21 protein-coding genes are annotated in these 21533 nt (G+C 52.9%); 4 read left to right on the top strand and 17 right to left on the bottom strand.

The features are described from left to right. Positions 1-11: 11 nt before the first annotated feature. The 10 genes from VE954_RS13230 to VE954_RS13275 form a co-directional block, all read right to left on the bottom strand. A complete protein-coding gene (locus tag VE954_RS13230; protein ID WP_324953444.1) occupies positions 12-392 on the bottom strand; it encodes a rod-binding protein in 381 nt (126 codons plus the stop codon). A gap of 7 nt (positions 393-399) precedes the next feature. Beyond that, entirely contained in the window at positions 400-1434 is a 1035-nt protein-coding gene (locus tag VE954_RS13235; RefSeq protein ID WP_324953446.1) for a flagellar basal body P-ring protein FlgI, read from the bottom strand. Continuing rightward, positions 1431-2486, bottom strand: coding sequence for a hypothetical protein (locus VE954_RS13240; RefSeq protein ID WP_324953448.1), 1056 nt, complete (start codon positions 2484-2486; stop codon positions 1431-1433). Before VE954_RS13240 ends, VE954_RS13235 begins: the two co-directional genes overlap by 4 nt. A gap of 11 nt (positions 2487-2497) precedes the next feature. After that, complete coding sequence (gene flgA, locus VE954_RS13245) at positions 2498-3535, bottom strand: flagellar basal body P-ring formation chaperone FlgA (RefSeq protein ID WP_324953450.1); 1038 nt, start codon at positions 3533-3535, stop codon at positions 2498-2500. 12 nt (positions 3536-3547) lie between these two features. Continuing rightward, entirely contained in the window at positions 3548-4333 is a 786-nt protein-coding gene (flgG, locus tag VE954_RS13250; protein ID WP_324953452.1) for a flagellar basal-body rod protein FlgG, read from the bottom strand. Positions 4334-4354: 21 nt separating this feature from the next. Next, positions 4355-5146 (bottom strand): flagellar hook-basal body protein, encoded by a 792-nt coding sequence (locus tag VE954_RS13255; RefSeq protein ID WP_324953454.1) that lies wholly within the window; start codon positions 5144-5146, stop codon positions 4355-4357. A gap of 209 nt (positions 5147-5355) precedes the next feature. Further along, entirely contained in the window at positions 5356-6525 is a 1170-nt protein-coding gene (locus VE954_RS13260) for a beta-ketoacyl synthase N-terminal-like domain-containing protein (RefSeq protein WP_324953456.1), read from the bottom strand. A 96-nt stretch (positions 6526-6621) separates the two neighbouring features. After that, the gene (locus VE954_RS13265) at positions 6622-7554 is read right to left on the bottom strand and encodes a flagellin (RefSeq protein ID WP_324953458.1); all 933 of its coding nucleotides are present in this window, start codon (positions 7552-7554) and stop codon (positions 6622-6624) included. A 37-nt stretch (positions 7555-7591) separates the two neighbouring features. Then, positions 7592-8224 (bottom strand): dihydrofolate reductase family protein, encoded by a 633-nt coding sequence (locus VE954_RS13270; protein WP_324953461.1) that lies wholly within the window; start codon positions 8222-8224, stop codon positions 7592-7594. 68 nt (positions 8225-8292) lie between these two features. Beyond that, the gene (locus VE954_RS13275) at positions 8293-8790 is read right to left on the bottom strand and encodes a CarD family transcriptional regulator (protein WP_324953463.1); all 498 of its coding nucleotides are present in this window, start codon (positions 8788-8790) and stop codon (positions 8293-8295) included. A 334-nt stretch (positions 8791-9124) separates the two neighbouring features. On the opposite strand from VE954_RS13275, the gene rpsO reads away from it, so the two are divergent. The 3 genes from rpsO to dut all read left to right on the top strand — a co-directional run bounded on the left by rpsO (position 9125) and on the right by dut (position 12033). Further along, the gene (gene rpsO / locus VE954_RS13280) at positions 9125-9394 is read left to right on the top strand and encodes a 30S ribosomal protein S15 (RefSeq protein WP_324953465.1); all 270 of its coding nucleotides are present in this window, start codon (positions 9125-9127) and stop codon (positions 9392-9394) included. Positions 9395-9522: 128 nt separating this feature from the next. After that, entirely contained in the window at positions 9523-11598 is a 2076-nt protein-coding gene (locus tag VE954_RS13285; RefSeq protein WP_414699003.1) for a polyribonucleotide nucleotidyltransferase, read from the top strand. 9 nt (positions 11599-11607) lie between these two features. Then, on the top strand, positions 11608-12033 hold the full coding sequence (gene dut / locus VE954_RS13290; RefSeq protein ID WP_324953469.1) for a dUTP diphosphatase: 426 nt from the start codon (positions 11608-11610) through the stop codon (positions 12031-12033). On the opposite strand, the gene VE954_RS13295 is transcribed toward dut, so the two are convergent. Continuing rightward, a complete protein-coding gene (locus tag VE954_RS13295; RefSeq protein WP_324953471.1) occupies positions 12019-13830 on the bottom strand; it encodes a tetratricopeptide repeat protein in 1812 nt (603 codons plus the stop codon). The genes dut and VE954_RS13295 overlap by 15 nt on opposite strands. Further along, complete coding sequence (locus VE954_RS13300; RefSeq protein WP_324953473.1) at positions 13815-16370, bottom strand: S41 family peptidase; 2556 nt, start codon at positions 16368-16370, stop codon at positions 13815-13817. The genes VE954_RS13295 and VE954_RS13300 overlap by 16 nt, the downstream gene beginning before the upstream one ends. A 227-nt stretch (positions 16371-16597) precedes the next feature. Here VE954_RS13300 and VE954_RS13305 point away from each other — a divergent pair, with 227 nt between their 5' ends. Next, positions 16598-18130 (top strand): tetratricopeptide repeat protein, encoded by a 1533-nt coding sequence (locus VE954_RS13305; RefSeq protein WP_324953475.1) that lies wholly within the window; start codon positions 16598-16600, stop codon positions 18128-18130. A 62-nt stretch (positions 18131-18192) separates the two neighbouring features. Here the strand turns inward: VE954_RS13305 and VE954_RS13310 are convergent, their stop codons facing one another. From VE954_RS13310 to VE954_RS13330, 5 genes are all read right to left on the bottom strand, one after another. Beyond that, complete coding sequence (locus VE954_RS13310) at positions 18193-19380, bottom strand: DUF1343 domain-containing protein (protein ID WP_324953478.1); 1188 nt, start codon at positions 19378-19380, stop codon at positions 18193-18195. A gap of 9 nt (positions 19381-19389) precedes the next feature. Continuing rightward, positions 19390-19626, bottom strand: a complete 237-nt coding sequence (locus tag VE954_RS13315; protein WP_324953480.1) for a hypothetical protein — start codon at positions 19624-19626, stop codon at positions 19390-19392. Between the two features lie 90 nt (positions 19627-19716). Continuing rightward, a complete protein-coding gene (locus VE954_RS13320) occupies positions 19717-19947 on the bottom strand; it encodes a hypothetical protein (protein WP_324953482.1) in 231 nt (76 codons plus the stop codon). Continuing rightward, positions 19944-20345 (bottom strand): PilZ domain-containing protein, encoded by a 402-nt coding sequence (locus VE954_RS13325; protein ID WP_324953484.1) that lies wholly within the window; start codon positions 20343-20345, stop codon positions 19944-19946. The genes VE954_RS13320 and VE954_RS13325 overlap by 4 nt, the downstream gene beginning before the upstream one ends. A 97-nt stretch (positions 20346-20442) precedes the next feature. Next, positions 20443-21525 carry a DsbA family protein gene (locus tag VE954_RS13330; protein WP_324953487.1) on the bottom strand — a complete coding sequence of 361 codons (1083 nt, stop codon included), beginning with the start codon at positions 21523-21525 and terminating at the stop codon, positions 20443-20445. Between the last annotated feature and the right edge of the window lie 8 nt (positions 21526-21533).

A 21533-nucleotide genomic window follows, 5' to 3' on the forward strand; every position in this document is an offset into this window, starting at 1 on the left:
CTCCCTCCCCGTTACTTGGCCTTTTCATACTGGGCTTTGCCTAAAGCTTTCTGCATGGCATCCGATGCCTTGGACTCACCCATCATACCCAGCAGGTGCTGTTCGATGGAAACCGCAAGCCCAGTGGTCCGTTGACTCGCAAGATTCTTGGCGTATTCTGAGTCGAGCATGGATTGAAAAATCTGCTCGCCGTTGCCGCCATCGATAAACTGCGATTTGTCGACCGTCTCTCGCATCGATTTTAACACGATTTCGAGAAAAATACCTTCAAACTCGTCCGCTAATTTTTTAATGGCGTCGACGTTGTCCGGGGTTTTTTGATTAACCTTGGAAAACCTATCGAAATCAGCGGATTCCATCGCATAGTTGCCGAGCTTATCGATACCTGCCATGACCGCCTCACAGGAGTTTGATGTCTGCTTTCAGCGCGCCCGACGCATGCAGCGACTGCAAAATACTCACAAGGTCCTCAGGCTTCACACCCATCTGGTTCAGACTTTTGACCAGATCGCCGATGGTCGTGCCCTGAACAGGAACCACACTTTCTTTCTTTGCATTCTTGCCGGCACCGACTTCAATACTAAGCCCATTATGAGATACCACGACATCACTGATTTTAACATCCCCCCCCATCACCACCGTTCCGGTTCTTTCATTGACGATGACCACCGCCTTCTGATCCGGTTCCACGGTTAAGCCTTCGATCTCGGCAATGAATGAGGTCAGTTTTGTTTGGTAGTCGTCTGGCACCTCAACCTTGACATGCGCCGCGTTCAAGGACTTGGCAATGAACATGCGGAAGTGTTGGTTGATGGTCTGGCTCACCCGATCACTGGTCGTAAAGTCGGGCTGGCGCAAGTTCAGATCAATCGCATTGTTCTTCACCAAAGCCGGTGTGAACTCTTTTTCAATCGTACCACCATCAGCAATACGCGCCACTGTCAAAATTCTGGCACCTTTGCCATTGGCCTGACCGACCACGATCGCGCCTTCCGCCACTGCATAAACTTCACCGTCACCGGCTTTTAAATGGGTCATCAGCAAGGTACCGCCGGCAAGGCTGGTGGCATCCGCAATCGTGGACAATCGCACGTCGATGCGATCGCCGATGTTGGCAAAGGCCGGCAGGTCTGCTGTGACCACGACAGCGGCCGCGGACTGAGTGGCAACCTGAGGATTGTCCGGCGTCATTCCCAGACGGCTCAGAAGGGTCACCATGGCTTTATTGGTTGTGACCGTGGCCGGAGAATCTCCGGTTTTATTCAGGCCAATGACCAGACCGAAACCGATCAAACTGTTGGTGCGATCACCACGCAGGTTGGCGATATCTTTAATACGAACTGCCTGACCCAAGGCCACCGGTGTGGTGAGTACGATCAGAATGAAGCGAACGATCCAAAGGAAAACTCTTGGTGATCGCAGTATGCTTTTCATTGCGGAGCCTCGGCGGGTGGATTGGCTTTTTCAGCTTTAGGCGCAGCAGATTTCTGCGCTTTCTCCGGATTGCTGGAAACTTCATCCAAAAGCGCCTGCTGTTTGGTGATGGTATCTTTCTGCTGTTCGATAAGTCCGGTTTGTTCGGAAACCTTGCGATTGAGTTCGGTCAACTTTTGCTCGGCTTCCTCACGCAATTTGCGCACACGTTCGCGCTCCTGAGCGATCTGCCCACGCTCTTTGCTCATATTCACGATGCGATCCTGCAAACGGTCTTTGACCTTCTGCAAATCCTTGCGCTTGTTTTCCAGGTCAATCGCGGTTTTTGAACGTGCCTCTTCGAAGCCGGCCCAGCGCAGCGTATATTCATCTTCCCAGCCTGATGATTCGCGCTCGATCGTATTCGCACCCTGCTGCTCATACCAATCCACATCCACCAGATCCGTGGTGGCAAGCGGTTGATTACTGGCAAGCCGGGCGCGCGGAATACGGGAAACCGCTCGAATGGAGTTGGCATCCCATTCATTCGTGCTGGCACGCGTCGCTTCGACGATGACATCACCATTTTCAAGTTTGCGCAGAACGCGCATTTTGATGACCGATGGGACCTTCGGGGTTTTATCCTCAGGTTCCAGCTTCGGCAGAGCAGCGATCAACTCATCCTGGGGACCTTTACCGGGCGCTCCAGGAGCAGCGCCTGCAGCAGGAGCGGCAGGCGTTGAAGCGGGTTTGGCGGCGCCTTCACTGCGATTGACCTGGACAACGACATCCAAAGTCTCGCCGACGGCACCGCGCGCGGGCTCCATAAACAGAGAGTTTTCGGCTCTTTTCAGTGATAGGAGAGAACCTGTGAAGTTTTGGGTTTCTTTAGGAACAACTGCAAGGCTTTCTCTTTTAACGTAGATTTCTGGAGCTGATTCTGATTTCTCCTCAACAGGTCGTCGATGACCCAGATGGGGAGATTTTCCTTCCTTCTCACTGAGATACTCCCTTTGCGAGATCGGAAACACACCTGATTGGCAGGCACCTAATAATGTTGTAACCAATATCATACACAAACTTCTCATGGCATGTGTACCTCGACCTTTGAAGGTCCTGTGACGATAGCCATAACCTGACGTTTCGTCGTGTCGAGCTGCACGCGGATGCGTTGTCCAATCGCGGCCGATTCCAAGGCCTGAGCCGCGCTATTCATTTTGACACCATTTGAAACGACCGAAGCTTCCACACGTTCTCCACGTTTCACATCAGGATCACGGCTTAAGTCGTAAAGGCGAAGCACCTGGCCGGGACGTACGGTCGAACGCAAAAGCTGCTTTGCAAGCGATGCGGCATCGCGCACCACGTTTTCCTGATAAGGCACCCATTGAAAGGCTACCGATTCGGGATTGATGAGCAGACCTCGATCCATGGCTTTGGTTACCACTGCGGCCTGCACTTCGGCGCGCAGAACGACCTGCACGGTCAGATCAAACTGTTCGCTGCTGCCTGGTTCCTGATCGACGAGTCGCACCATCACGTTCACCAAAGCGCATCGCGGATTCTGCTGAATAAAACTGAAATCCTGTTTCCAGCTGGGGAACTCAATGCGGTAATTGTCATGCCGCAGACGCAAGCCGACCGGTACGCGTACATTGTTCAAGGTAAAACGATAAGGCCCTTCGAGCTCGGGCAGCCTGATGTCCACCTGCTCGCGAATGCGCAAAGGATCGACCGGCAACGCCGTAGCCACCAAACGAATCCGCTGTGGAACATGAATGTCCACCTTTTGCTGGGGCAATTCCAAATCCAGAGCTTTGCGCAGATCGGCTTCGGTCAGGGATTTTTCCTGGCCAGCCTTGGGACTGGGTCCCAGATCAATGGCGAGGATATCGCGGCAAAGGAGAATGGAACCCTGGCAGGTGGCAATGTCCTGGACATAGACACGGGCGCGCTTGATTTCGTTCAGTTCCTGGACCGTAACCGTGCTCTGCAAAGTCAGTGGTAGAGTTGGGGTCTGCGAGGATGAACCCTGACCATAGAGCGCTGAAACGGGAACCGGCTCGGCAGCATGAGCCACCGAGGCGAAGGTCAAAAGAAGGATGAAAAGACTAAGTCTCATGGCCATCCAGTATCAGCGAATGTTATTGGTTTGCTGCAGCATCTGATCGCCAGTCTGAATCACCTTGGAGTTGATTTCATAAGCTCTTTGACCAGAAATCATGTTGACCATTTCCTCGACGATGTTGACGTTCGAGGCTTCCAGTTCGCCCTGACCAATCCGGCCAAACCCTTGAGTATTGGGCTGACCCTGCAGCGGCTCGCCGCTGGCTGGGGTGTTCGCATAAAGGTTGCGTCCCAGCGATTCGAGTCCCGTGGGGTTCACAAAGTTAGCCAGCACGATCTGACCGATGTCCTGGGATTCATTGCCAACCCGCACCGTCACGGTTCCGTCGAGGCCGACATGCATCTTGTCACTTGTGACGTTTTCCGGAACCACGATTTCCGGGATCAGTGGGAAACCTTCGGAGGTCACAATGCGACCGGTATTGTCGATCTTAAAGCTGCCGTCACGGGTGAAGGCGACGCTGCCGTCATCCTTCTGCACACGGAAAAAACCCTGGCCTTCGATCATAAGGTCTGTGGTTTTGTTCGTGACGCGGATGGCGCCTTCATTGAACATTTTTTCCACGGACGAGATCCGCGAACCGGCACCGATTTGAATCCCGGTCGGAACCACGGTTCCTGCGGTCGAATTCTGTCCAGGTGCTTTCAATGTTTGATAAAGCAGGTCATGGAAATTCGCCCGCGAACGTTTAAACGCCGTGGTGTTAACGTTGGCCAGGTTGTTGGAAATGGTATCGATGGTTACCTGCTGGGATTCCATACCCGTTGCGGCGGTAAAAAGGGAACGCATCATAATTCATACTCCTTGCCTGGATTAGGCTCTCACGTCACCGATAGCGTTAGACGACTTTTCCATCATCTGATCATAGTTCGACACCGCTTTCTGATAAGCTTCATACGAGCGATGGGCCACGATCATACCAGTCAGATTTTTGATCGCGTTCACGTTGGAACCTTCCAAAAATCCCTGACGGATCGTCGTCGAGCGGGCTGGCTGAATATCTTCGGCACGGCCTGCATACTGATAGTAGTTGTTGCCAACGCGTTCCAGACTGTCCGACGCGTTATTGAAATTGACGATCTTCAGGCGGTCCATCAACTGGCCATCCTGAAAGATTTCGCCGCGATTGTTCACTTCAAATTGAGTCCCGCGCACGTAAATCAGACCCTTCTCACCCAGCACCGGATCACCCTGCTTGGTGACCAACACGCCGTCCTGGGAAACAGTCAGATCACCGGCCCGGGTATAACGCAGACCATCAGGCGTCTGAGCCGAGAGAAAACCCTGACCTTCCAGCATCAGATCATAAGGATTATGAGTGGTGATGGCCGGGCCCTGGGCCATATCCTTATGCATGGCTGCGACACCCACATAGGACATTTCGTTACCGCGCAACGGAAAAACTTCGCTCATATCCTGCTTGAAATTCGCAGGTGGCAAAGGATCGGGATAGTTTTTATAGGGCTCAGGTTTCTGGAGCGTAAAGGTTACGTTGTCGCCTTTAAAACCAACCGTGTTGACGTTCGCCAGATTGTTGGCGATCATCTCGAGAGCTCGTTCCTGCGAGAGCGCTCCGGCCAATGGCGTGTAAATATTCTTTAGCATAACGTCCCACCTCTACTTTGCACTCAAGGAATGAAAAGCAATAAGTGGACCACGGACCATGCATGAAGAAAGTATTTCGAGGAATGACGGGAAGAGCTTGCGTATCAACGGCTCTTCAGCAAAAGACCAAAGCTCGCGTCAGAGTTTGAGCAAGGCTGAAATTGCCGGCTGTCAAGGCCCTGACTTCTGAGCGTCAGAGCGCTGCCGCCTTAAACCTGACTCAGTGCGGGGTTTTTGACGATAAGTGCTGCAGCATTGCCGCCAAAACCGAGCGCGGTGACGAGCAGGTGACGCTGACCGGAAAGACGCCTTTCGGCCCTTCGGGGATCACCAAAGTTAAGATAGGGATGCGGTGGAACCACACCCTGATTCAAGTGATACATACCGAGGATAAGACTTGCACAGGCCGAGGCACCCAGCATGTGACCATACATCCATTTATGAAAGACGATCGGTACGGATTCGTTAAAGATCTGTTCATACGCAGCGAGTTCTGCAGCGTCGCCTTTTTTCGTGCCGGCTCCATGACCCACGATCAGATCAATATCCGTGGCCTCCAGCTGCGCAATATCCAAAGCCTGGCGAATGGCTTTGACCAGCACCGCACCGTCCGAGGAAATGCCGGTTAACGTGGATTTTTCCGTCGCCGCTCCCCAGCCCACGAGCTCGCCTAAAGGCATCATCCAGGGATCAGAATCGATCACCACCGCGGCCGCGCCTTCGCTCAGCACCATGCCGCCGCGATCATCCGCTCCGGGTCGGCAGGGATATTCGTTGTCATCGTGATCCGCATAAACCCGGGCCGCCTGCAAAATCTCCAGCGTGTAATCCGTATTCGAAAACTCCGCTCCACCGGCGATCATGCCTTTGGCCAGTCCAAGGCGTATGGAACCAGCCGCCTGAATCACCGCATGTAAACCGGTGGAACAGGCCGCGGAAATAAATAAAGAAGGACCTTCCAGACCCAATTCACGCGCGACAGCTGCCGAGAGCGAGCTGGCTGTCGTCGTCGGGCTGGTCAGAGGCGACAATCTTTTTTGCTCGTGATGATCGATGATGGAGGATTCCAAAAGATGGGTCGGACCACGCGAAGATCCAAAGATCACGCCAAAATCCGGGGCAATGCGGCTTTTTTCGGCCAGGGAGCGTACCAGAAGCACGGCCAGACGCGTGAGGGGATCCTGATGTTTGAGGCCCTTCTCGTCAGCGGCCCTATGTAAAGCCTCACGCACCTTTTCGGGCAGGCGTCCCTGCAGAGTTCCGGCCTCGTTTTGCAGGAAACAGCGATCGCTCAGGAGCCCGTCCAAATGAACGTGAGACCCCCAGCCCGCAGGACTGATGAGATCGGCAGCTGTGATATAGAGGCGTGGTGTGTCCATGCGCGCTCCCTCCCTGTTTGGCCCTATACACCAGGGCCAAGGGTGGAGGCAAGACCAGGACCCTCACAGAATCGTGAGGGCCACCATGGGGTTGTATTAGCCGAGGTTTTGCAGGAGGTTGAGGGCGACCTGTGGCAGTTTGTTGGCCTGGGAAAGAACCGAGGCGCCAGCCTGCAGAAGGATATTGCCCTGCGTGAATTCTGCGGTTTCATAGGCGAAGTCCGCATCGCGGATACGGGATCGAGCCGCCGAGAGGTTTTCGATCGACACGCCCAGGTTTCGTTCGGTGGATCCCAGACGGTTCTGAACCGCACCGATCGTGGCCCTGTAGGAGGCGATTTTTCCAAGCGCGGCATCAACCTTGGCCATCGAATTCTGAGCATCGATTTTATTGTCAATCCGCGTGCCCGCCTCATTCCCGGCACTGCCGAGGTCGAGCGAGTTTTCACCTTCCGTGGCCGCATTCATTTTGCTGAAATCAAGCCGGATGATGTTCACAGGATTGCGTGATTCCAGGGAGTCAGGCGGCGTGATGTAATCTTTGCCGATCTGCATTTCCAAGGGAAACTGGTTATGACTTTCCAGCAGCGAGGGATCCACATCTCCGTTACCGATCAAAAGCCGGGTTCCGTTGAATTCTGTGGAAAGCACGATCCGATCCACTTCATCCTTGAGCTGCATAAATTCGCGGTTCAGGAATTCGCGTTCCTGCCCACCGACGGTATCCGATGCGGCTTGCACGGAAAGTTCCTTGAGGCGCGTGACGATACTGGTCACTTCCTCCAAACTGCCTTCCGCCACCTGCAGCATCGAAACAGCATCATTTGCGTTCCGGCGTGCCTGGGCCAGGGATCGGATGTCTGCATTCAAATTTTCAGAGATTGCAAGTCCCGCTGCATCATCAGCCGCCTTATTAATACGATAACCCGACGACAGTTTTTCCATATGGCTACTGACCTTTTGATTGGACAGGCCCATGTTTCGCTGCGCGGTGAGCGACTGGACGTTAGTGCGAATCCTGAGGCCCATTAGGACTCCTTCATGACGCAACAGAACGGGATTTAGGTCAGGATTGGGTGACCTTATACCTTAAGAATACAAAACTTTCCTCGCTGTGGGAAGCAAGCAGGGAAAAATTGACTTTCTGAAGGAGTTCAGGCGCAACAAGAAAAGGCGCGGAGGATTGTCCGATGACGAGGGGGGCGAGGGTCAAACGCAGTTCATCGACCAGGTTTTGTCGATAAAACCAATTGTTGATAATACCGCCGCCGAACAGCAGACATTGTTCGTGCTGACGAGTCGCAAGATGGTGATGCAAAAAAACCGCGGGATCATGGTGGCCAAAAACCAGGTTTTGCACACCACTTCCTGCAGGCATCGGCAGAGCCTGAGGCGAGATCAAAAATCGGGGTATGTGGGTCTGCTTCCAAAAAGGAATCGAAAGAGGCAGAGGGTGCTGGGCAAAAATGTACCAGGCTGGTGCTGTTCCCAATCGTCCGGGATGATCAAGACATTCGCCATTGGCGCGAACGCTGGTGGCGCCGACGATGATCGCATCAGCTGCTGCAATTTGGGCGCGCAAATGTTTCTGATCGGCCTGGCTGGATAGACCTACGGATTGACGTTCCGCATCACCCTCACGATCGTGAAGGCCGATGCGGCCGTCGATACTGGAAGCCATCACATTGATGATCTGCATAATTTAAGGCCCAACCTGACAAAGCATTCCGCACATGCTTTTGGAATACTACGGTTGGTGGCAAGGTATCAAGAGCTTGCTCGGGATTTCGATTCCAAGGCCTCATCGAGTTCAAGCTCGACTTCACCCGGGATACGACTCTTGGCAGCAGAAATCTCACTGACGAGGCGAGCCTTGGCTCGGTCGATCATTTCCTTTTCACCATACGAAGGCTGGCGCAAACGATCCTTGCCGGAAAGATCCCGCAGGACTTCGGCAATTTCAAACAAGGACCCGGAACGGATCTTGTCGGTAAACTCTTTCTTACGTCGATTCCAGATTGCCGAGTAGGTCTTTGGCGGTTGACCGAGAATCGCAAAGATACGCGCGATATCGTCATCGCTGACCAATTCACGGATGACATGAGGCGTGTTAATTTTCGGAAATCTTACCATCATTCCTGTAGCCAATATTTTCAGGATGTAATATTCCTGCGATTGACCACCCATTGTGAGGCTTTCAATTCCTTGAATTTCGCCTACCCCGTGAGTTTTATGGACTACTTTGTAGCCGGCTGGAAAGCTCATCACCGTCTCCTTCTCGTTACCGAGAATGTTTGTCAGGGAACCAGCGCAGCGGGGAACAACAGCTTATCAAAAGGAAGTCATCATTACCGTGTAGCAGTGGCGTTTTATGACAAAACAACGGAGTTTTGTCAATTCCTAAAATAGTATCGGAATTTTGTGAGAAATCATTAAAAATAAGCCCACAATCTGTTGAAAGTTGGAAAAATCGACCCCCTATACAAGACGACTCTTGCAATACGGGCACATTATAGGTAGTTTGCCTGCTTACATCGCCCGAAAACCGGGGCTATGCTAATCAAGCGCGTATAAGCTCTCAGTTAGGAAGGATATTGATATGGCTTTGAGCAAAGCTGAAACGTCCGAAATCGTTCAAAAATTCGCCAAGAAACCCGGCGACACTGCTTCTCCTGAAGTGCAAATTGCTTTGCTGACACGCCGTCTGCAGCAGCTAAATGGCCATTTCAAAGTTCATGAAAAAGATCATCACTCGCGTCTGGGCCTGATGAAACTTGTTGGCCAGCGCAAGCGTCTCCTCACGTATCTGAAGAACAAAGATACCAGCGCATACAAGAACCTCATTACAGAACTTGGCCTGCGTAAATAATACATACCAAAACTACAAAGCGTCTTTATCTCTCGCCAGTAACTTGATACTGTTGGCAAGAAGTGTAAAGACGTTTTTAATTTTGGCGGGCTGCCAATTTTTTTCGGAGTTTGCTTAAGATGTCCCTAATCAAGGAAGCCAAAGTCGGCGACAAAACTATATGTTTCGAATTCCAAAAGTTTGCGAAACAAGCCAATGGCTCCGTCATGGTCAGCTGTGGCGACACCCAGGTCCTGGTGACCGTATGTGCCTCAGAGACCCCCAAGGAAGGGCAGGACTTCTTCCCACTCAGCGTCGACTACATAGAAAAGTTTTACGCGGCCGGACGAATCCCTGGTGGGTTTGTTAAGAGGGAAACGAAGCCAAGTGAAGCCGAAGTTCTTACAGCCCGCGTGATTGACCGCCCCTTACGCCCCTCCTTTCCTGAAGAATACCTATGCGAAACTCAAGTTGTCTGTACGGTGATGTCAGTGGATCCCCTGCATCATCCAGCAACTTTGGCTATGGTCGGCGCGAGCACAGCTTTGATGATCAGCGATATCCCATTCAATGGTCCTGTCGCTTCCATTCGAGTTGGCAAAAAAGATGGGCAGCTTATTCTTGACCCTGTCCTGGGTGATGAAGGCGACCTCGATCTGACTCTCGCCGCCAATCCGGACGCTGTTTTGATGGTGGAAGCCGCCGCCAATTTCCTCTCGGAAGATGAGATGATCGAAGCGATTACCTTCGCTCATGAAGCCATGCGTCCTCTCTTCGAGATGCAAAAGGCCGTGCAAAAAGAAATCGGCAAACCCAAACGTACTTTGAGCGGCAACACACTGGCTGACACTGTTTATGCTGAAGTGCAGCACCTTGAAGGCCTGGCTCGCGAAGCCCTGCAAATCCGCGTCAAGCAAGACCGGGTTAAAGGTCTGAAATCGCTTAAAGATAAAATCATCAGTGACCTTAACCCTGATGGTGAGACAGCGCGCGGCCGGGCTTTGAGCGCGGCTTATGAGAAACTGGTTTATGTTTCCATGCGCAAGATGATTTTGGACGATCGCAAGCGGATCGACGGCCGTTCGTTCACCGATATCCGTCAGATCACCTGCGAAACCAAGGTTCTGAAAAGAACCCACGGTTCGGCTCTCTTCACCCGCGGCGAGACCCAGGCTTTGGCGACTGTTACGCTGGGATCGGCCGATGATGAGCAGCGGATGGATTCCATCCTGCAAGCCAACTTTAAGAAAAGCTTCATGCTGCACTATAACTTTCCACCCTTCTCGGTCGGTGAAGCCAAGCCTATGCGTGCTCCTGGTCGCCGCGAGGTCGGTCACGGTGCATTGGCTTATAAGGCTCTGGAAGGGATCCTTCCAGATTCCAACAAATTCAACTACACCATTCGTTTGGTTTCCGAAGTTCTGGAATCGAACGGTTCATCGTCGATGGCGACCGTTTGCGCGGGCACCATGGCTTTGCTTGATGCTGGTGTGCCCATCAAACAACCTGTGGCCGGTATTGCCATGGGTCTGGTGATGGAAGGTGATAAGTACGCGGTTCTCTCCGATATCCTCGGCGACGAAGATCACCTGGGCGACATGGACTTTAAAGTCACTGGCGGCCAGGAAGGCATCACAGCTCTGCAGATGGATATCAAGATTTCGGGTTTGAATAAAAAGATCCTCGCCGAAGCTCTGGCTCAGGCGAAAGACGCTCGTCAGTTCATCCTGAAAAAACTCGTGGCCACGATCAACGAGCCCGCAGAGTTGAGTCAGTTTGCACCACAGATCTTTGAAATCAAGATCAAGGAAGACAAAATCCGCGATCTGATCGGCCCCGGCGGCAAAACCATCAAGAAACTGGTGGCGGATCTGCAGGTCAAGATCGATATCAGCGACAACGGCATGGTTAATATCATGGCTCCGGATGGCGCCTCGGCTGAACGCGCCAAGCAAGCGATTCGTGCCATCACCGCCGATCCTGAAGTTGGTGCGATCTACCTCGGTACGATCAAAAAAGTTGTCGACTTCGGCGCCTTTGTTGAGCTGCGTCCTGGCCTGGAAGGGCTGCTGCACATCTCGCAATTGGAAAACCGTAAAGTCGATCGCGTGACGGATATCGTCAACGAAGGCGAGCAGGTTCTGGTCAAAGTGATCGACGTCGATCGCCAGGGCAAGATCAAGCTGAGCCGCAAGGATGCTTTGGGCAAACGTCCCACCGTTTAAGGGTGAGTCATGTTCCAATTTCGTTTTCATGAAGATTGCACACCGCGTTACATGACCGAGCATAGCGCTGCCGCTGATCTGGTGGCACGTGAGGCTCTGGTGATTGAACCCGGCAAGGTGGGTTGTGTCGCGTCGGGCGTTTGGATTTCCGAAGTGGAATGGTCCAAGGTTCCCGAGGGATTTATCCCCGAGCTGCAAATTCGCGCGCGCTCCGGACTGGCTCGCAAAAACGGTATCATGCTGGCTAACGGCGTGGGCACCATTGATGCGGATTATCGTGATGAAATCGGGGTTTTGCTGCTGAATCTTGGCAGCGAGCCCTTTGCTATTCAAAAGGGCGATCGCATCGCTCAGATGGCTTTGAACCTGGTGGGACGATTGAATCTTCCGGTTGGCGGGCTACGCCAGGGCGGATTTGGTTCAACCAGCGTTTGAGACCTTCAGGAGTTTGTAAGGCTTTTGATCGGTCAGCAAAAGAGCCTGATCGACCAGAATCCGACCCCTCTCACATTCCCCGACCTTGTAATAGAGCTGCCCCAAGGCCATCACCACCGGTCCTTTTTCACCCATGATACTGATGAGCTGTTCCAGCACATCAATGGCTCTATCCATATCCACACATTCCAGGCAGGCCTGCGTCAAAGCAAAGAGCGTGGACTGATTCTCAGTATCGACGCTGAGGCTTCGTCCGAGCCAGTACACGGCATCATCAGGCATGCCGGTTTTGCGATAAACCTGGCCGAGACCCGCCATCGATTCAGGGTCATTGGGTTTGATCGCCAGAGCCTTGCGATAGAAGGACAGAGCCTCTTCAGCCGCATAGGTCAGATAAGCGATACGCGCCAGGCCAAGATAGGCCTCGCGGTGCACGCATTCATCAGCGGTGCAGAGCTCAAAGCAGTTCATGGCACCATCAAGGTCATTATTTTTCAGCAGGAGATGCCCCTTGAAGAGCTGCAACTGCGCTCGAAACTCGGGATGCCAGGACCATGTTTGCAGGCCTTCATCGATCAAAGGAACCAGGTCTTCGAAAGCAACACTGCCGGATTCACGCTTCAGACGTTCGAGGAGCACATAAAAATCCTGATTGAGTCCAACAAATGTACCCTGAGGCGTCTTCGCTGCCAGTTTTGCAATAAAGGCCTCCACATGCGGCGCGGTATCGGCTGCATCGAATTGATACCGACATTGTTCCACGAGAGCCTGGCGGCTATACGCCGGCAGTTCTCGATCTTCAAAGACCTTCTGCAGTTCACGGGCCAGCGTTACATAATCGTTTTGCTCGACGGTGAAGGCAGGAGCCAGAACCTCGGCCAGCGGATGATAGGAGCTGACCAGCGGTCGAGCTCCACAGGCCATCGCTTCCAGTATCCAGAACGAGGCGTGGGCGCTTTCCATATCCGACTTGGGAATCCACGAGATCGCCAGATCCGTGGCGCTATAAAGGTCCTTTTGAAAGGGACTGGTGTCCTGAGCGATGAAGAGCAGCTGTTTCGCCAGCCCAAGATCGACAGCCAGGTATTTCAGGGCTTCCTTGTTTTCGCCGCTCCCGGTAAAGAGCAGGCGCATCTGAGACGCAAGGTCCTGGTTATGGTCAGTTAAATACTTCAGCGCGAAAAGCAGATTGCGCGCTCCACTGTCATGAGCCAAGGGATCACAGCAGCTGATCAGATAACTTTCACTCGGCAGCTTGATATACGTGCGGAAGCGCTCACGATTCTTCGGTTGAAAATCCATGCGACGCGTGTGAATACGCGGCGCCAGACACAGGATGCGATCATTCTCAACGCCCACAAAATTCAGCGATTCACTGGCTTCTTCACTGTACACAAGAAAGCCGCTGGCAAATTTCAAAAGATCATCCAGAGCCGGTTGATCATGATCCATGGCCCACTTCAAATCCATGGGATCGCTGGAAAAAACCAGCAGCGATTTCTGATGCTGGTGGCAATAGCGCAAGGCCTGCTGGGTGGACTGATCGATAAAGCCCGACGCAATCACCAGATCGGCACGAGCCAGTTCATCTTCCAGGCCGAGCATATAACCAGGCAGGTGCTGGTCTTCTAGAAAACTTTGGAGGGAAAGTTTGGACGTATAGATGGTCTTGCGAAGCGCATGGAGGAACGTGGCTGCACGAATGCTGTGAACTTCCGCCAGAGGCTCCAGCAGGTCAAAGGCCCGCAGATTCTGGCTCTTGCCAATGATGAGCAGGATGTTCAATTTTCCGTCCATGGGCTTCTTCCTGTATTCACGTTCGACTTCGAGACTCGGGGGGCCGGACTTCCGGAAATAAAGAAGTGAGATCGACTCGCATCCATTTGCTCACGACTCACGACAGACACACCCACTTGTAACTGTTCTGACGTGAGTTCCAGCGCAGCCTGAATCGGCACACGTATCACGCGGACCTCTCCTGGTTCCACTGGACCCACTTTGAATTTTCTTTCATCGACCTTGATCTGTTTGCCGGCAAGGTTGGCAACCTTGGCTTCGACCATGCTGGCCGTAACCTGGGAATTGTTGCGAATCGTAACTTCAAGCCGCGCCTGCTCCCCGCCTTCGAGGATGCCTGCCGTCTGGCCACCGGTTTCCTGGGTCAGCTTCAAGGCGATATCAAAGCGAGGCACTTCACCTGCCTTGATTTCAACACTCAGAGGTCGTTCCAGACTAGCCAAAGGACCACCACTGCGAGCCAGGCCGACCCGAATCCGTACCGGACCTTCCTTGGCGCTCATTTTGATTTCATAGCGAATGACGCCGCGCAATTCCTGGCCAGGTTCGACACGACCAATCAAGACTTCTGATGTTCCGAGATTGTTGCGATTGCTGGAGACGAACACGGAAAGACGTGTGATCGCTTCCTTGCCCAGGTTTTTAACTCGCCAAGGGATCAAAGCCGGCTGACCTTCCTGAATCTCAAAACGGTCCTCGAGATCGATCGTGAACTTGAGGCGTCGGGCGTCAAAGGCGATGCGTTCCTGAGCGGTTTCAGCCCAGTCGACATTGGATTTTGATTCCAGCCATTGTTCCGTCGTGCCGTCGAGTTTTTCCAGGTTTTCCCGGAGGAACTGGGACACGCTGGCTTTCCAATAACTGGAACGCAGGCGTTCTTTAGGCATCGGCACACCATCACGCTGGGCCAGCTCGGTTAAAAGCTTTTGAGCGAAGTCGAGCGGAATATCCTTGGGCGGCACCTTGCTGGCTGCAGGATTCACTTCCGGCAAAAGATAGAAGGCTTTCCATTCTTCGTGCTGGTTGGCAATACGGGCCTTGCCATGATCCAGACTATGATCCAGGTAACGTTCGCTCTTATAGCGATAGTCACCCAAAAGATTCCAGTTATCCTTGGTCTTATGCACCGGCTGCAGCCAGATGTCAGGCATGATGCCTGTGTTCTGAATGGAGATGCCTTTGGGCGTAAAATAGCGGGCTATGGTCAACTTCAAGGCCTGTTCACCGGGCAGTTCAAAGACAGTTTGCACCGATCCTTTGCCAAAGCTGGGTTCACCGATCACGAGGGCCCGACCATGATCGCGCAAGGCACCGGCCACGATTTCACTGGCCGAGGCCGTGTCACCGTTGGTCAGAATCACCAGCGGATAGTCAAAGCGATAAAGGTTATTTTTGGCCATTTCATATTCACGGCTGCGACCCTGGGTGGACAGAATACGGCCTTCATCGATGAATAGATCCGCGACTTTCACGGCCTGATCCAAAAGACCACCAGGATTGCCACGCATATCCAAAATTACACCGGCCAGAGGATCGGCATCGCGTTGGGCCCGAATCATGGCATCACGCAATTCCAAAGCCGTGCGCGAGGAAAAGCTATCGATATAGGAGTACAGGATTTTGCCTTTTTCAGTCGGCAGCAGTTTGGATTCCACGGAATCCACTTGGATAATTTCCCGGGTCAGCGAGAGACGGCGTGGCGCAAAATCACCTTCGCGCAGAACAAACAGATTGACCTTGGTTCCCGGTTCGCCACGCATGTACTGCACGAGATCATCCAGAGTGGTTCCGAAGGTACTTTTGCCATCGATCTGCATGATGCGATCGAACTTGGACACACCGGCACGTGCCGCGGGGCTTTTGGGCAAGGGTTTGATCACGGTCAGGACATCATCCTGAATACCAACCACCACACCCAGTCCACCGAACGAACCTTCTGTTCCCTGACGGAGGTCACGGTATTCATCCGGAGTCAGAAGATTGCTATGAGGGTCCAGGCTCGCAAGCATGGCCGAAAGAAATTGAAAGGCGCCGGAAGGCGTTTTACGCGATTTTTCACGTGGTCTTTGCCGTTCGAGAAACTGGCTGGTGCGTAAGGCATCACGCATCAGGTCATCGTATGTATATCGAGAACTGAAGCGAAATCCAAGCGAATCAGAGCCTTTGGTCAAACGCAGGGAACGATCGTTATTCACGGTGAGAAGGGCTTGATCGTTCTCATGCAGGGATCTTAGCGTGGATTCCATCAGCTGACGATTTTCAACGCGCGGTTCATCGACATAATAGTTTTGGACAATCGTGATGATCGAATCGATCAGCAAGGATTCCGAAACTTCAAGTCGATCAGAGGCATCAGCGCCTTGACCCGACCGTGTCATGGCTGGTGATTCACGTTCACCAATAGCCTTGAACGTCATGAAGTTGAAGGGTTTTTGACCCTCCCGGCTCAGCACACCCCGCTCTGAATGCAAAGCGAAATAAAACGCCAGACTCAAGATGGGCCATAATGCGTATTGCAACATTTTTTTCCAGTCCATCATGTGCTGCTTCTCCTAGGAGACCTATCGACAACTAGGAAATTTTGTTTAGGTGCTGGGCAAAAGAGGCTCGGTAGGGTGTTTTTTTGCGGAATTATGATCGATCGTAAGGATTTAACTTTATTGATGTAATGGGGTTAGGGGGAGGAAGTTGCAAAAAAGACTCAAAGAAAAGCCAAAACCGCCGAAGAGTTATTTGGAGCATTTGGCAAAAGAGCACTGAGGTGTTTATGAGTTGGGAACGGATACCAGGACCTGGCATCAAGGTGTGCCGTGATTTCTGCTCGAAATCGGGCGACGGCGGCTACGGCAGGATTTTCCTGGCTTCAGCCCTTCTCCTCCTCCCCAGTTTCGCCCTCGCCTTGCCTCCCTCGCCTCCTACGATACCTCAACAAAAAACCCTGGAAGAATCGGTCTGGCTCGCTGAAAGCGATCAGCTGGATACCCTGGAAAAGGCTGCTGCGCGCTTGGTTCAGGAGAACCCGTATTCAGCCTACGGTCATTATCTTTTGGCTGAACTCTATCTGAAGGAATTCAAACAGAGCCCTTCGCAACTCCGCTACCTCAAGCAGGCTTCGGAATTGGGACAGCAGGCCATGGAGCTGAGCCCACGCGAAGAGTATGGCTATATCGTGTCGGCCCAGGTTTTGGATCTGATGGGGTATACAGACAATGCGCTGTCCATTTTGGAAGGTGATAGCAAGGTTCCCATGCGGGAGTCCTGGCGCGTGGATTTTCTGCGCGGCCAGCTGCTGACCGGTCAGACGACGGAATCGGTAGTGTTGAAGCATTTCGATCGCAGTATGAAAGCCGATGCCCAGGCTCGCAATATCGTCATCCCCTATGTGATCGCCACCATGCAATCGCATTCCCACGGCGAAGATTTAATTGGAGACCTTCGCGTCTGGCGCGAGCGTTATCCTCATGAGCTGTTTGATTTGAGCCTCGCTATCGCTCTCAGCGATAATCAAAAGTATCTGGAAGCGCATCAGATTTATGCGCAACTGCAGAAAACTCATGCGGATTTAACGGAAGCCTTTATCAACGATGGCATCATACTCTATAGCCAATTGAATAAGCCCAAGGAAGCGCACAAAATCCTGTCTGAAATACTGGAGCATAAAGGGTTGGATGTCAGCCGACGGACCCTGGTTCTAGCGCATATGGCCAGTCTGCAACTGCAGGATGGTCGCAAGCCTGATGAAGCTCGCAAACTTTTTGCGGAAGCCATTACGATGGCGAAGAACCCCATGGAATGGGTCGCCTTCTCGCACCGGGCCTATGAGAAGCATCAACGGCTGATAGATTTCGTGGGTCTGCTCGATGATCTACGGCCTGTACTTTCCAGTTCGAGCTATCTTTATGCTCTGCAGGGCGAAGTCCTCTCCGAGCGGCTGTCGCTGCATGATCGCGCCATCGAATCCTTCTCATCCGCCATCCTTTTGGATCCGGAGCGTAGCGAATTCTACAACGGCCTCGGTTTAACCTACTATCGTATGCATCAGTTGGATAAGGCTCTGGCTATCTTTAATGAAGCCTCCAAACTGGATCCGCAGGATGCCACGGCCCGTTATAATGAAGCCTGTGTGCTGGCGATCCTAGGCCGAACCAACGAAGCCTTGGGCTCCTTGAAAGCCGCCATTGGCCTCGATCCCAGGCTGCAGCAGACCGCCCGCCTGGACAAGGACTTCAGCAGCATTCGCGTGACGGAACAATTCCAAAGCCTGACCAGCACCAATCCCGTGACGGCTGGTCGACCCTGATATTGATGTTCATCGATTGATTTTGCCCCGACCTTGCTGTCGGGGCTTTGTTTTTTTGCGGATTAATCGGCCAGCATGGGCTTGAGTTCGCGGGGGTACATCAGGACCTTTTCCGTCTTCTTCTGAAATTCCGTCAGGCCTTCGGCCCAGAAGGGATCTTTGAGGCTGAAGTTGGTGGTCATGTGATCATGCGCCTTGAGGTGTCCCAGGATCAGATCAATTGGCAGATTGACGAAATCATATTCATAGGGCGGCTGCTTCCACGCAAAACCCTGAGGCGCCAGGTCCATGGCCGCGCGCATGATCGCCAGGCCCAAGGGGAACGTGTGCAGCTGCCGGGGATCCAGCACGTGAATCTGAAAACCGCGACAGACCTCACCCGCCCATTTCTGGGACGTCGGTTGAAATTCCGCGGGACGCAAATAAAAACCAGCACTTCGGTAGTAATCCAAAACGCGCGAGGCGTACTGAGCCCCATCCTTGATGTAGGGCGCCCCTACAAACTGAAAGGGCAGACCCGTGCCGCGACCTTCCGAGAGATTGGTACCCTCCAGCATCACTGTGGCGGGATAGGCATAAACAGGATCGATAGTCGGCAGGTTGGGTGACGTCAGGATCCAATGCTTATAGTATTCACCCCAATAGGCGGCTGGATTCCAGCTTTCCATAGGGATCACCTGCAAGTCTGCACCGATCTCGGCATTGAAAAAGCGGGCCGATTCCGCCACGCTCAGGCCATGCCGCAGGGGAATCGCATATTCACCCACAAAGGAACGGGCCCCGGCATCCAGGACGCGCCCTTCCATGGCTTCGCCCCCCAGAGGATTGGGACGATCCAGCACCACCACCCGCTTGCCCAGTTTCCTGGCGATCCGCAGGCATCCGGCAATCGTGTATTTGAAGGTATAGACCCGGCAACCCACGATCTGCAGATCAACGATGATGGTGTCGATGCCGTCGAGCATCTCCGGCTTGGGTTCGCGGGTTTCAGAATAGAGGCTAAAGACGGGCAAACCAAAAGGACCAGCATGCGCGTGGCCGGTTTCAATCATATTATCCTGGACCGTGGCATGGAAACCATGCTGCGGCCCAAAGAATGCCACCAGCCTGGACCCCAAAAGGTCACGCAGCAAATCCCACGACGATTTGAAACTTTGCGTGACAGAGGCCTGATTGCAAAGAAGGGCACAGCGGCCCCAGGCTTGAGCTGCATTGGGTGCAGCTGCCAGTACTTCAATTCCGAGCTTCACGGCCTGCCCTCATCCGCGTTTGTTGACCTGACTGATCAACTTATTGAGTGTTTCTTCAAGGCTTGCGCCATTGACAGTGGGAATGACACTGCTTTGGTCGGTCGCATGTTCACCATGACCGATCCACATATTGGGACCCAGTTCGTTTATCTCGAAGAGATAGTTAACGCCCTGGTGCAGAAAATTGAAACGGTGAATTTTAAATAATTTGCTGCCGTCTGGTATTTTGATGGCCTTCCAGTCCATTGCTGCCCTCTTTCTGGATATCCGCCGGGGAAGTGATGCATATCACTAACTCTAAACAATTCGGCAGTCTGCGTCCAGAGAAACCCTGAATCAGCGGCGCTGGTCGGTGTTGGTCGATTTTTTGGGGCGTTGTCCGCTGAGCATGGCCTGAACTTTCCGGAGTTCGATATCCTGGCCAGCCCGGAGCGTATCGCGTGGGATCACCTGGTTGGTGGTGACGCGTGCGAGGGAGAGCTTTTGTTTAGGGGGCGTGGTCGCCGCGGCCCTTTGAGCAAGGCCAAGAACCAGAAACAGCGCCGCGGGGAACACGAGGATTTTCATGCAGCTGACCCCGGATTATCACTGGTCTTGCGGGTGATGAAATCCTGCAAAATTTTTTCGTTGTCACGATCGATCTGCACGATTTTGATGGCTATTCCGGCTTCTGTATCCTGCACCACGGCATTTTCCTTGCCGACCAGCCGGGCCATCTTTCCATTAAAAAAGATCGCGCAATCCGGCTCCAGTTCGGCCCAGACTTCGAGAATGCTCGACTGATTGAAGGGGAAACGATTCGGACTGTCAAATTCGAGAAAAAATCCGGTGTGCGAAATATCGCGGGCTGAGGTCTCATAACGAATCTGGGCGCCAATGGAGGCGATTACGACACGCATAGGACGTTCCAGCCGTACGCGCTTGACCTTGCGACTTTCTCTGTTCTGCTGAGCGGATGCGGACATGAAAAAACCCTCTCGCACGACGGTCCAATGACTTATGGAGTATCGGCTCGAGGGTAATTTTCTTGAGGCCTTTACGCCCAAGCAGGGCGAAAAATCCTTACTTTTTAGCGAGTTCGCTCTCGATGACTTTCTTGAACTCTTCGTATGGCAGAGCCCCCGACAGGCGGCGGCCGTTCACGAAGTAAGCGGGGGTTCCAGTGACACCCACCTTTTCAGCCGAACGGATGTTGTTCTCGATAACTTCCAGCTGTTTCGCTGGGTTACTGGTACACGCTTCAAACTTTTTCATGTCGAGACCAATGGTCGTCGCATATTTTTTGAAGTCGGCATCGCTCAGGTTCTTCTGGTTCTTGAAGAGTTCTTCATACATTTCCCAGAATTTGCCCTGATCCTTGGCGCAGTGCGAAGCGATGGCAGCGGGTTTCGCCCGGTTGTGGAAGCCCAGCGGGAAATCGCGAACGGCCCAACGGATCTTGCCCTGATAATCCTTCATGATGCGTTTCACCGTCGGCTGGACGCGCTCGCAGAAAGGACACTGGAATTCCGAGTACTCGATGATCGTGATCGGGCACGCGTTACCGTTGCAGCCCACAGGCTTGGTGTCTTTGGCATTGGGGCCGTATTTAATGGGATCAGCATCGTTCAGTGTGAGTTTGAAGACCGGCTCTTTGGGTTCTGGATACTGAATTTCAAGCTGCTTCTTGGCAATACCTTCGGCCAGGATGTTCTGGAACACGTCCTGAGCTTTCTTGCTCTTCAGATAGTCCGTGATCATCTTTTTCTTTTCAGCATCGCTTTTGTCTTTCAACGCCGGATAATCCTTGAACTGGTCCATGGCTTCCTTGATGTCGCCATCCGAGACCTTGGTCCGTGCATCGAGATAATCATTGCGTGCCTTTTCCACACTGACTTTGCCTTTGTCAGCAAGACCTTGCCAGAACTCATCCAAGTATTTTTCGCGCGCAAGTTCCGAGATCAATTCATAACGCTTCTGTTCGATCTCGTAGAACTTGCCCTGATGGTCTCTGGCGAGATCTTCGACCGCATAAGCTTTACCGTTAATCTTAAAGGCTGGCTCTGCCATCGCCTGGCTGTTCATGAAACCAAGAGAAAGAAGACAGGCCGCTGCGAGCCAATGCTTCCATTTCGCAAGCGTCTGTGGTTGGGTGGTCGTCGCCATAGAGATTT

It is taken from the genome of Oligoflexus sp. (genome assembly GCF_035638955.1).
Classification (GTDB): domain Bacteria; phylum Bdellovibrionota_B; class Oligoflexia; order Oligoflexales; family Oligoflexaceae; genus Oligoflexus.

Bases quoted from the DNA above. Each gene is read 5' to 3' on its own strand.
- VE954_RS13230 (WP_324953444.1), bottom strand. From the start codon at position 392: ATGGCAGGTATCGATAAGCTCGGCAACTATGCGATGGAATCCGCTGAT.
- VE954_RS13235 (WP_324953446.1), bottom strand. From the start codon at position 1,434: ATGAAAAGCATACTGCGATCACCAAGAGTTTTCCTTTGGATCGTTCGC.
- VE954_RS13240 (WP_324953448.1), bottom strand. From the start codon at position 2,486: ATGATATTGGTTACAACATTATTAGGTGCCTGCCAATCAGGTGTGTTT.
- flgA (WP_324953450.1), bottom strand. From the start codon at position 3,535: ATGAGACTTAGTCTTTTCATCCTTCTTTTGACCTTCGCCTCGGTGGCT.
- flgG (WP_324953452.1), bottom strand. From the start codon at position 4,333: ATGATGCGTTCCCTTTTTACCGCCGCAACGGGTATGGAATCCCAGCAG.
- VE954_RS13255 (WP_324953454.1), bottom strand. From the start codon at position 5,146: ATGCTAAAGAATATTTACACGCCATTGGCCGGAGCGCTCTCGCAGGAA.
- VE954_RS13260 (WP_324953456.1), bottom strand. From the start codon at position 6,525: ATGGACACACCACGCCTCTATATCACAGCTGCCGATCTCATCAGTCCT.
- VE954_RS13265 (WP_324953458.1), bottom strand. From the start codon at position 7,554: ATGGGCCTCAGGATTCGCACTAACGTCCAGTCGCTCACCGCGCAGCGA.
- VE954_RS13270 (WP_324953461.1), bottom strand. From the start codon at position 8,224: ATGCAGATCATCAATGTGATGGCTTCCAGTATCGACGGCCGCATCGGC.
- VE954_RS13275 (WP_324953463.1), bottom strand. From the start codon at position 8,790: ATGAGCTTTCCAGCCGGCTACAAAGTAGTCCATAAAACTCACGGGGTA.
- rpsO (WP_324953465.1), top strand. From the start codon at position 9,125: ATGGCTTTGAGCAAAGCTGAAACGTCCGAAATCGTTCAAAAATTCGCC.
- dut (WP_324953469.1), top strand. From the start codon at position 11,608: ATGTTCCAATTTCGTTTTCATGAAGATTGCACACCGCGTTACATGACC.
- VE954_RS13295 (WP_324953471.1), bottom strand. From the start codon at position 13,830: ATGGACGGAAAATTGAACATCCTGCTCATCATTGGCAAGAGCCAGAAT.
- VE954_RS13300 (WP_324953473.1), bottom strand. From the start codon at position 16,370: ATGATGGACTGGAAAAAAATGTTGCAATACGCATTATGGCCCATCTTG.
- VE954_RS13305 (WP_324953475.1), top strand. From the start codon at position 16,598: ATGAGTTGGGAACGGATACCAGGACCTGGCATCAAGGTGTGCCGTGAT.
- VE954_RS13315 (WP_324953480.1), bottom strand. From the start codon at position 19,626: ATGGACTGGAAGGCCATCAAAATACCAGACGGCAGCAAATTATTTAAA.
- VE954_RS13320 (WP_324953482.1), bottom strand. From the start codon at position 19,947: ATGAAAATCCTCGTGTTCCCCGCGGCGCTGTTTCTGGTTCTTGGCCTT.
- VE954_RS13325 (WP_324953484.1), bottom strand. From the start codon at position 20,345: ATGTCCGCATCCGCTCAGCAGAACAGAGAAAGTCGCAAGGTCAAGCGC.
- VE954_RS13330 (WP_324953487.1), bottom strand. From the start codon at position 21,525: ATGGCGACGACCACCCAACCACAGACGCTTGCGAAATGGAAGCATTGG.